Source organism: Paraburkholderia sp. NPDC080076, from assembly GCF_050281145.1.
GTDB lineage: Bacteria > Pseudomonadota > Gammaproteobacteria > Burkholderiales > Burkholderiaceae > Paraburkholderia.
The window spans coordinates 333,284-342,835 of record NZ_JBNNWQ010000010.1 but is presented as its reverse complement, the minus strand read 5'-3'; the positions used below and the strand labels follow the sequence as shown (position 1 = coordinate 342,835).

Annotated in this window: 9 protein-coding genes; 1 reads left to right on the top strand and 8 read right to left on the bottom strand. The window is 66.6% G+C overall.

Annotated features, from left to right (window positions below):
* The coding region (locus tag ACQKRQ_RS33225; RefSeq protein ID WP_427481650.1) for a citrate/2-methylcitrate synthase at window positions 1-341 on the bottom strand (341 nt) is incomplete at its 3' end.
* A 218-nt stretch (window positions 342-559) separates the two neighbouring features.
* Between ACQKRQ_RS33225 and prpR the strand changes: the two genes are divergently transcribed.
* Window positions 560-2,527 carry a propionate catabolism operon regulatory protein PrpR gene (gene prpR, locus ACQKRQ_RS33220; protein ID WP_427481648.1) on the top strand — a complete coding sequence of 656 codons (1,968 nt, stop codon included), beginning with the start codon at window positions 560-562 and terminating at the stop codon, window positions 2,525-2,527.
* On the opposite strand, the gene ACQKRQ_RS33215 is transcribed toward prpR, so the two are convergent.
* Genes ACQKRQ_RS33215 through ACQKRQ_RS33185 form a run of 7 tightly spaced genes read right to left on the bottom strand, consistent with a single transcriptional unit; the run spans window position 2,484 to window position 9,488 of the window.
* Complete coding sequence (locus tag ACQKRQ_RS33215; protein WP_427481647.1) at window positions 2,484-2,903, bottom strand: helix-turn-helix domain-containing protein; 420 nt, start codon at window positions 2,901-2,903, stop codon at window positions 2,484-2,486. The two genes, prpR and ACQKRQ_RS33215, sit on opposite strands and share 44 nt — an antisense overlap.
* A complete protein-coding gene (locus ACQKRQ_RS33210; RefSeq protein WP_427481645.1) occupies window positions 2,900-4,069 on the bottom strand; it encodes an NAD(P)/FAD-dependent oxidoreductase in 1,170 nt (389 codons plus the stop codon). The genes ACQKRQ_RS33215 and ACQKRQ_RS33210 overlap by 4 nt, the downstream gene beginning before the upstream one ends.
* The gene (locus ACQKRQ_RS33205; protein WP_427481643.1) at window positions 4,066-5,448 is read right to left on the bottom strand and encodes an FAD-dependent oxidoreductase; all 1,383 of its coding nucleotides are present in this window, start codon (window positions 5,446-5,448) and stop codon (window positions 4,066-4,068) included. Before ACQKRQ_RS33205 ends, ACQKRQ_RS33210 begins: the two co-directional genes overlap by 4 nt.
* On the bottom strand, window positions 5,433-5,747 hold the full coding sequence (locus ACQKRQ_RS33200; RefSeq protein ID WP_132381916.1) for a (2Fe-2S)-binding protein: 315 nt from the start codon (window positions 5,745-5,747) through the stop codon (window positions 5,433-5,435). The genes ACQKRQ_RS33205 and ACQKRQ_RS33200 overlap by 16 nt, the downstream gene beginning before the upstream one ends.
* A complete protein-coding gene (locus ACQKRQ_RS33195) occupies window positions 5,744-7,588 on the bottom strand; it encodes an ABC transporter ATP-binding protein (RefSeq protein WP_427481641.1) in 1,845 nt (614 codons plus the stop codon). Before ACQKRQ_RS33195 ends, ACQKRQ_RS33200 begins: the two co-directional genes overlap by 4 nt.
* A complete protein-coding gene (locus tag ACQKRQ_RS33190; RefSeq protein ID WP_427481639.1) occupies window positions 7,588-8,538 on the bottom strand; it encodes an ABC transporter permease in 951 nt (316 codons plus the stop codon). Before ACQKRQ_RS33190 ends, ACQKRQ_RS33195 begins: the two co-directional genes overlap by 1 nt.
* Window positions 8,535-9,488: an ABC transporter permease gene (locus ACQKRQ_RS33185; protein ID WP_132381910.1), complete on the bottom strand. Its 954-nt coding sequence runs from the start codon at window positions 9,486-9,488 to the stop codon at window positions 8,535-8,537. Before ACQKRQ_RS33185 ends, ACQKRQ_RS33190 begins: the two co-directional genes overlap by 4 nt.
* Between the last annotated feature and the right edge of the window lie 64 nt (window positions 9,489-9,552).

Sequence of the window (9,552 nt, the reverse complement as noted above, 5' to 3'; positions counted from 1 at the left end):
ACGCCGGTGCGCATCACGTCCATCGGATGGGCGGCGGCCGGAATCCATTCGAGCGCGGCCTTGACGTTGGCGGGCAGGCCGCGCAGCGCTTTCAGTTTCGTCTTGTAGGCGGTCAGTTCGGCCTGGGTCGGCAGCTTTTCGTGCACGAGCAGGTACGCGATCTCTTCGAATTCACAGGCGCTGGCGATATCGAGAATGTCGTAGCCGCGATAGTGCAGGTCGTTGCCGGTCTTGCCGACCGTGCAAAGGGCCGTGTTGCCGGCCGTCACGCCCGACAGGGCGACGGATTTCTTCGGTTTGAATGCGCCTGCGTTCGGCGTGCTGTTGTCTGCTTCGCTCATGGGTTCGTCTCCTGATGCATGGGGGGATGCTTTGACCGCAGCCTTAAGAGCAAAGAATGGGCCAGCCGCTCCGACGCACGCTAAGTGCCTGATTTCACAAAAGACGGACGTCCACGATGGTTTGCATTTCGTTTCATAACTGAAATGCGAATTTCAAATTGGAAATGGATGCGCGCATAATAGGCGGACGTTCTCACCCCGCCGCGAGCCGCCCAGCCTTGAGCACACCTCTTTTCGAACCGGCCCAGCGCCCCCGCATCTGGGCGGTCAGTATCAGCCGCCTGCGCGATCTGTTTTTCGACATCGCCGGCGAATATGTCGAACGCGCGGACCTGCGTATCGTCGCGCACGGCTTCGAAGACGCCGTGCGCGAAGTCGACGCCGCAGGCGCGGGCCGTCCGGATGTGGTGATTGCCGGCGGCTCGAACGGCGCGTATCTGAAGACGCGCGTATCGGTGCCGGTCGTGCTGATCGGCCCGACCGGCTTCGACGTGATGCATGCGCTCGCGCGAGCGCGCCGCGACGGCGCGAAGGTCGCGCTCGTCACACACGGCAATACGCCTGACGAAGTGCGGCGTTTCGCGACCTCCTACGCACTCGACGTCACGTTCGCTTCCTATCAATCGGCGCAGGACGCGGAGAGCGTCGTGCTCGATCTGCGCGATCGCGGCATCGACGTGGTGGTCGGCCCAGGACTCGTGACCGATCTCGCCGCGAATGCCGGCATGGGGGCGGTATTTTTGTATTCGCGCGCGTCGGTGCGCGCGGCCTTCGACACCGCGCTCGAAGTCGCCCAGGCCACGCGCCGCGAAACGATCCGGCGTCAACGGCTCGACAATCTGCTGCAGCATCTGCGCGACGGCGTCGTCGCGCTCGACGCGCAAGGCCGCGTCGAAGCGATGAACCAGCGCCTCGCCGGCGTGCTCGGCCTCGACGCGGCGAATGCCGTGGGCCGCGTGCTGCTCGAACTCGCGCCCGATCTCGCCGGCAGCCTGCCGGACGCGGACGGCGACACGTTATGCACGGTACGTGGCGTGAGCTATGTCGTGCATCGCGGGCCGCTTGCCAGCAGCAGCGCGGCGGCGGGCACGGTGCTGACGTTTCAGGAATCGCGGGCGGTCGAACGGCTCGACCGGACGCTGCGTTCACGCCAGCGCGTGCAGCAGTTCAGCGCGCGTTACCGGCTCGACGATATCGTCGGCGCGTCCGAATCGATCGAACGGGTGCGCGCGCTCGTGCGACGTTATGCCCGATCGGACGCCACCGTGCTGATTCTCGGCGAAAGCGGCACGGGTAAAGAGATGGTCGCGCAGAGCATGCATCAGTTGAGCGCGCGGCGCGACTTCGCGTTCGTCGCGATCAATTGCGGCGCGTTTCCCGAGGCGCTGCTGGAGAGCGAACTGTTCGGCTACGAAGAAGGCGCGTTCACCGGCGCGCGCAAGGGCGGCAAGGCGGGGCTGATCGAAGTGGCGCACCGCGGCACGCTGTTTCTCGATGAAATCGGCGAGATGCCGTTGTCGTTGCAAAGCCGGCTCCTGCGCGTGTTGCAAGAGCGCGAAGTCGTGCGGCTCGGTTCGACGGAGCCGACGCGGGTCGATATCCGCGTGGTGGCGGCGACGCATCGCGCGTTGACCGAGGGCATCGAAGCGGGCAGCTTTCGCGCCGACCTCTACTATCGGCTCAACATTCTGAGCATCGCGCTGCCGCCGCTGCGCGAGCGGCCGACCGACCTGCTGCCGCTCGCCGTCGAACTGCTATTGCAAGCCGCGGCGCGCGAACCGAGGCTCGCGGAGCGCCTGCCGGACGCGGCCGCCGCCGAACGCCTGCTCGCCGCGCTCGACGAGCCATTCAAGCGTTACGCGTGGCCTGGCAACGTGCGCGAATTGCAGAACGTGATCGAACGGATCGCGGTCGAACTCGCCGACGTGGACGTAGACGCACTGCCCGAAGACGCCACCGAACCCGTTCTCACACGCGACATGTTGCGCACGGTCGCGCCTGAAATCGTCGAGCCGCACGCGCGTGCGAAGAAGTCAGCCTTAACCCTGCGCGAACGCAGCCGTCACGTGGAAGCCGACGAAATTCGCACCGCGCTTGCCGCGCACGACGGCGATCGCGACGCAGTCTGCGAGGCGCTCGGCATCAGCAAGACGACGTTATGGCGGAAGCTGAACGCGACGCCGTAGGCGCGCCACTCAAGCCGATCGAACCACTCGCGCAGCCATGCCGCGCCGCATTGGCTGCGGCGCGCGCGATGAACATGCTGGGCGTCATGCCGCAGCATCGCTTGAAATGGCGGCCGAAATGGCTTTGATCGAAGAAGCCCACCTCCGTCGCGACGACCGATCCCGGCACGCCTTCGAGCAACAGCGTCTGCGCGCGCTGAATCCGCAGGCCGCACAGATAACGATACGGCGACGATCCGTATTGCTGCCGGAACACCGTGGCGAAGCGCGACACGCTGAGCGCGGACAGCGCGGCGAGTTGGGCGAGCGTCACCGGTTCGTCGAAATGGGCTTCGATGAAGGCGCGGGCGGCATTGAGGCTGATGGACTGTTTCATGACGTCACGATGCTCGAGCGGGCCGCCGGTTGTGTCGTGAAACGCCGGATGGAAAACGCGTCGAGAGGAATCGCCGTACTGCCCGTATCGACGAGCTCCGCCAGCGTCTCGCCGACGCCCGGCCCGATCTGAAAACCCGACCCGCTGAAGCCGAACGCGTAGAACAAACCGTCGACCTGGCCGCTCGGACCGATCACCGGCTCGCTGTCGGGCAAATAGCTTTCCACGCCGCTCCACACGCGAATCACATGCAGCGGCGCCAACGCGGGCACGAGCCGGCGCATCTGCGCCATTTGCCGCACGGTGTTGACCGGCAGCACCGAGGCGCGGCTCGTCACGGCGTCGGCGGGACCGGCCGGACCGCCGCCGACGATGATGTTGCCGCGCGGAATCTGGCGAAAGTAAATGCTCTCTTCCTTGATCGACGTGAACACGCCCATCGACGACTTGAACACGTAGGGCACCGGTTCGGTCACGCACATTTGCGGCCCGCGCGCGGTCAGCGGCACGTGTTCGCCGAACTGTTCGGTCAGCCGGCTCGCCCACGCGCCCGCGCAGATCACGAGTTGTGCCGCCCAGTACACGTCGCCGCGCGCGCTTTCCACGCGAAACCGGCTGCCGTCTTTTTCGACGCGCACGATCTCCGCGTCTTCGATCACCTGCGCGCCGAGCCGCGCCGCCGCACGGCCGAACGCGGGCGCGGCGAGGCGCGGATTGGCGTGGCCGTCGAGCGGCGAGATCGAAGCCGCCAGCACCTCGCGGCCGAGAAACGGAAAACGCCTGAACAGCGCTTCGCCGTGCAGCACTTCGAGTTCGAGACCGTAGGCGTGCGCGTCGATGGCGTACTGATCGAAATTCTCGACGTCCTTCTGGTGGTAGCACACGCGCGTGTGGCCCGATGGCAGAAACTCGATGTCCTCGCCGAGCAGTTCCGCCGAGCGTTGCCACGTGCGCAGCGCGCGGTTGGCCATCGCCAGCTGCGGCAGCGCGCGGCCCTGACGGCGGATGCCGCCGAAGTTCACGCCGCTCGCCTGCTGGCCGGTGAGTCCGCGTTCGAGCAGAATCACCGAGCGGTTGCGCCGGCGCAGGAAGAACGCCGTCGTCGTTCCCATGATGCCGCCGCCGATCACGATCACATCGGCTTCGTTGCGGGTCGTCGCGCTCATTTGCTCACCTCGTCGCTCACCTCTTCGGTCAGCGCCACGGGCAGCGGTTTGACCGGCGCCTGGCCGCGCAGCCGTCCCACTGAAGACAGCGGCACACATGCGGCCGCCGCGATGATCTCCGCGCCCGCGTGGCCGCAATAGCGTCCCTGGCAACGGCCCATGCCGACGCGCGAAAACGCCTTCGCGCGATTGGCCTCTTTAGCGCCGGTCGCCTGCACCACGCGGCGCAATTCCCCGGCCGTGATCGCTTCGCATCGGCAAACTATCGTTTCGTCCGGCAGCGACGCGGCGAATTTCGCCGGCCACGGGAAGGCTTCACGCAAGCCTGCGGCAAATCGTGAGAAGCGCGCGAGTTCGGCGCGCAAGCGCTCCACGCCGTTGACCGGCAGGCCGTGATCCTGCAAGGCGGCCAGCGCCGCGAGACGGCCGGAGCGCTCCGCCGCGTCGGCGCCGCGCACGCGTGCGCCGTCGCCCGCCAGATAGACGCCCTTGATGCTGCTGCGCCCGTCGGCGTCGATTTGCGGCAGCCACTGCTGAGCGTTTTCGTCGAACAGGAAACGGCAACCCGCGAGATCGGCGAGTTGCGTCTCGGGCCGCAAGTGATAACCGAGCGCGACGGCATCGCACTTGAGTTCGAGGCGCTGGCCGCCGGGTAGCGCGACTTCAACCGCGTTCACGCCGTCTTGCGGCGAGCCTTTGATTTCGAGCGGCTCTACGCCGCGATGAACCGGCACGCGCGCGTCGGCCAGCACACGCGTCAACGCAATGCCTTTTCTGAGCGCGGCGGGAATCGCCAGCAGGCGCGGCAGCGCGGCCACGCGCTGCATGAACGTCGAGGTGTCGAGCACCGCGGCAACCTGCGCGCCCGCCTTCACGTACTGCGCGGCCACGAGATACAGCAGCGGACCGCTGCCCATCATGACGATGCGCGAGCCGATCGCGCAGCCTTGCGATTTCAGCGCGACCTGCGCGCCGCCCAGGCTATAAGTGCCCGCGTGGTGCCAGCCCTTGACCGGCATCAGCCGGTCCGTCGCGCCGCTGCAGACGATCAGCGCGTCGAACGCGAGCGTGTGATAGCGCGTGCCGCTCACCAGATGCACGGTATTCGGCGAGATGTTCCAGACCAGCGTTTCCGGCAGATAGTCGATGCGGCTCTTCAACGCATCGAAGCTCTGATGCAGCGCCGCGGCACGCTCGGCCTCGGTGCCATAAAGCGTCTCGTAGCTGCGCGAAAACCCTTCCGGCTGACGTCGATAAATCTGCCCGCCGTCACGCCGCCCTTCGTCGACCACGACAGGCCGCAGCCCCGCTTCGACCAGCGCCTGCGCCGCGCGCACGCCCGCCGGCCCGGCCCCGATGATGACTACGCGCGGGGCCATACGCCCTCCCCGGCTTCCGCCAGCTTCGTAACGATCGACATGCCCGGCACGGCCGGCGTGCTGCACGCGCGCACGCGCTCGCCTTGCGCGGTCCACACCCAGCAGTCCTGGCAGGCGCCCATCAGACAGAAACCGGCGCGCCGGCCGTCGCCGAATTCGGAATCGCGTAAGGTGGCCGTGCCGGTGAGCAACGCGACCATCAGCGTGTCCCCTTCGGCGGCCTCGCGCACGATGCCGTCCACGGTGATCGGAAAGGTCTTGCGGCCCGTTTCCGCAAGGCGCACGAATCGTCCGCTCATGCCGGGGTCGCCTCCACGGTCTGCAAACGGTTCAGTTCGGCGACCGGATGGTGGCACAGAATCTCCGCGCCGGAAGGCAGCTTCTTCAACGAGGGCGGCGTCATGTTGCACTTGCCGTCGATACGCACCGGACAACGCGCGCGGAACGAGCACAACTCGGCAACGTCGGCGCTCTCGCCCATCGCCGGCAAGGCCGTCGCGACGATGTCACGGCGCGCGTCGAGCCAGCCGGGTTTCAATGCCGGCACCGAATCCACCAGCAAGCCCGTGTACGGGTGATACGGCGGCGCCGCGAGCACCTCGCGCTGGCCCGCTTCCACACGATGCCCCGCATACAGCACGATCACTTCGTCGCAGATCGCGCGCACCGTCGAAATATCGTGGCTGATGAACATGTACGACACGCCGAGTTCGCGCCGCAATTCGGCGAGCAGATCGAGGATCGCCGCGCCGACCACCGTGTCGAGCGCGGAGGTCACTTCGTCGCACAGAATCAAGGCGGGATCCGCGGCGAGCGCACGCGCCAGATTCACGCGCTGCTTCTGGCCGCCCGACAGTCCGGCCGGCGTGCGTGTGGCGATGCCGGCCGGCAGCTTCACCAGATCGAGCAGTTCCAGCATGCGCTTCTTCGCTGCCGAGCCGCGCAAATGGTGATAGAACGCGAGCGGCCGGCCGAGGATATCGGCGATCGAATGGCTCGGGTTGAGCGCCGTGTCGGCGTTCTGAAACACGATCTGAATCTGCCGATACTGCTCCGGCGTGCGGCGCGAGATTTGCGCCGGCAGCGGTTCGCCGTTGAACAGCACCTCGCCGCGCGCCCGGTCGACGAGACCCGCCACCACGCGCGCGAGTGTCGTCTTGCCGGAGCCGGATTCGCCGATCACGCCGAGCGTGCTGCCGCGCGGAATCGACAGACTGACGTCGTCCAGCACACGCACGGCGGGCGCGCCGTGGCGGTCGATGCGGCCATAACCCGCGGACAGTCCGCGAATCTCCAGCAGCGGCGGCACATGTTTGCCCAGGTTCGGCGGCAACGTCAGCACGGCTTCAGGACGACGCGTGGCCGCCAGCAACTGACGCGTGTACGCATCCACCGGCGCGTCGAGCACTTGCGCGACCGCGCCGTTCTCCTTCACCGCGCCGCCGTTCAACACGACGATGCGGTCCGCCATCTGCGCAACCACCGCCAGATCGTGCGACACGTACACGGCCGTAGTGCCGAGTTCGCGAATCACCTTCTTGAAGGCCGCGAGCACTTCGATCTGCGTGGTGACGTCGAGCGCGGTGGTCGGCTCGTCGAACACGACGACGGCCGGATCGGTGATCAAGGCCATCGCCGCCATCAAACGCTGCAACTGGCCGCCGGACACCTGATGCGGATAGCGCTCGCCGATCGTTTCCGGCGCGGGCAGCGCGAGCGCGCGGAACAGCCCGATCGCCTTGGCGCGCGCCGCCTCTTTCGTCATGAGGTGATGCAGCAGCGCCGGTTCGGTGACCTGATCCATGATCGTACGCGCCGGATTGAAGCCGGCCGACGCGCTCTGCGCGACGTACGCCACGGTACGCGCGCGCAACGCGCGGCGGCCCTTCGCATCGAGCGACAACACCTCGAGCTCGCCGATGCGCACCGATCCGCCGCTGATCGCGCAGCCCGCACGCGCATAGCCGAGCAGCGACAGCGCGATGGTGGTCTTGCCCGAACCGGACTCGCCGATCAGTGCGAGCACTTCGCCCTTCTTCACCGAAAAATCGACACCCTTGACGATCTCCGTCACCGGCCCCGGCGCGGCCCCCGCGACGACTCTCAGGCCCTTCACTTCGATCATGTCGCGATCAGCCATCACGCACCTCCGTGGCTACGGCTGCGACGCCGCAGGTTGTCGATCAGCAGATTCATGCCGATGGTCAGCGTCGCGATCGCGACGGCCGGCATCAGCACGGCGGGCGCGCCTTCCGACAGGCCGCCGATGTTCTCGCGCACGAGCGAACCCCAATCGGCGTTCGGCGGCTGCACGCCGAGACCGAGGAAGCTCAGCCCGCTCAGCAGCAGCACGATGAACACGAAGCGCAGACCGAAATCGGCGAGCATCGGATGAATCATGTTGGGCAGAACCTCGACCCGCGCGATATAGAAAATGCCTTCGCCGCGCGCTCTCGCCACCTGCACGTATTCGAGGCCCATCACGTTCACCGCGAGCGAGCGCGAAATGCGGAACGCGCCGGGAATGTAGGCCACCGCGGCCACCGTCATCAGCATCGGGATCGACGAACCGAACGCGGCGATCACGACGAGCGCGAACACCTTGCTCGGAATCGAGATGAGCGCGTCGAACAGACGGCTCAGGATTTCATCGACCCAGCGGCCCGACACCGCCGCGAGCAGCCCGAAGAACGTGCCGATCACGCTGGCGAGCACCGCCGCGGCAAGCGCGAGGCCGACCGTGTAGCGCGCGCCGTAGAGAATCCGGCTGAGCATGTCGCGGCCGAGATAGTCGGTGCCGAGCGGATAGGCCGCGCTGTAGCGGCCGAAAATTTCCGTCGAGGTCAGCGCGCCGCCTTTGTATGGCGCGACCAGCGGTCCGATGAACGCGACCAGCAGCCAGAACGCCACCATCAGCAGACCGATCAGGCCGAGTATGGAGAAGCGGTGCACGAGGCGTTTGAGCACGCCGTGTTTCAGCGCCGGCGCTTCAACAGGAGCCGGTTCGACGACCACTTCGTCACGGCGCACGTCGTACAGCTCCGTGCCGGCGTGAGGCACGTGGTGGGGATTGGTAGGTTGGCTCATCATCGACGCAGCCTCGGGTTGGATATGATTTGACACAGGTCGGCGATCAGCACGAGCGCGAGATACGCCGCGCAGAACACCATCACGCAGCCCTGCACGAGCGGCATGTCACGGTTGGTCACCGCGTCCACCATCAGGCTCGCGAGACCGGGATAGTTGAAGATCGACTCGACGATCACTACGCCGCCGAACAGATACGACAGACTCAGCGCCACGGCGTTGGCAATCGGGCCGATGGTGTTCGGCAACACATGCCGCCACACCACGCGCACCGGCGAGGCGCCCTTGAGCAAGGCCATTTCCACATACGACGAATTGAGCTGATCGAGCACCGCGGCGCGCGTCATGCGCGCCATCTGCGCGACCAGCACGCAGCACAGCGTCATCACCGGCATCGCGTAGATGCGCAGCAGCGCGCCGAACGAATGCACCTCCGACAGATACGACAGCGCCGGCAGCCAGCGCAGCTTGACGGCAAAGATCAGCACGGCGATCGTCGCGATCAGGAATTCCGGCACGGCCACCGTGGAGAGGGTCAGCACGTTGAGCGTGCGATCGAGCAGCGAGCCGCGGAACATCGCCGACGAAATACCGATCAACAGCGCCACCGGCACCGAAACCAGCGCCGTCAGACCGGCCAGCACCAGCGAATTCGGCAGGCGCGTCGCGATCAGTTGACTGACGGGGAGATTGTTCGATAGTGACGTGCCGAAGTTGCCGCTCACCACGTGAAGCAGCCACACGAAGTAGCGTTGCAGCGCGGGCTGGTCGAGGCCGAACTGATGCCGCAAGGCGGCCACGGCTTCGGGCGTCGCCGCCTGGCCGAGCGCCTGCTGGGCCGCGTCGCCGGGAAGCAGCCCGGTGATGGCGAACACGACCGCCGACACCAGCAGCAGCGTGAGCAGCGCGAGGCCGAGGCGTGCGGCGATGAGACGTTGCGCATGTGCTTTCATCGTGAGTCTCCTCTGTCGACCAGAGTTAGCGCTTTTGCGCTTACTCTGGTCCCATGCAACGTAG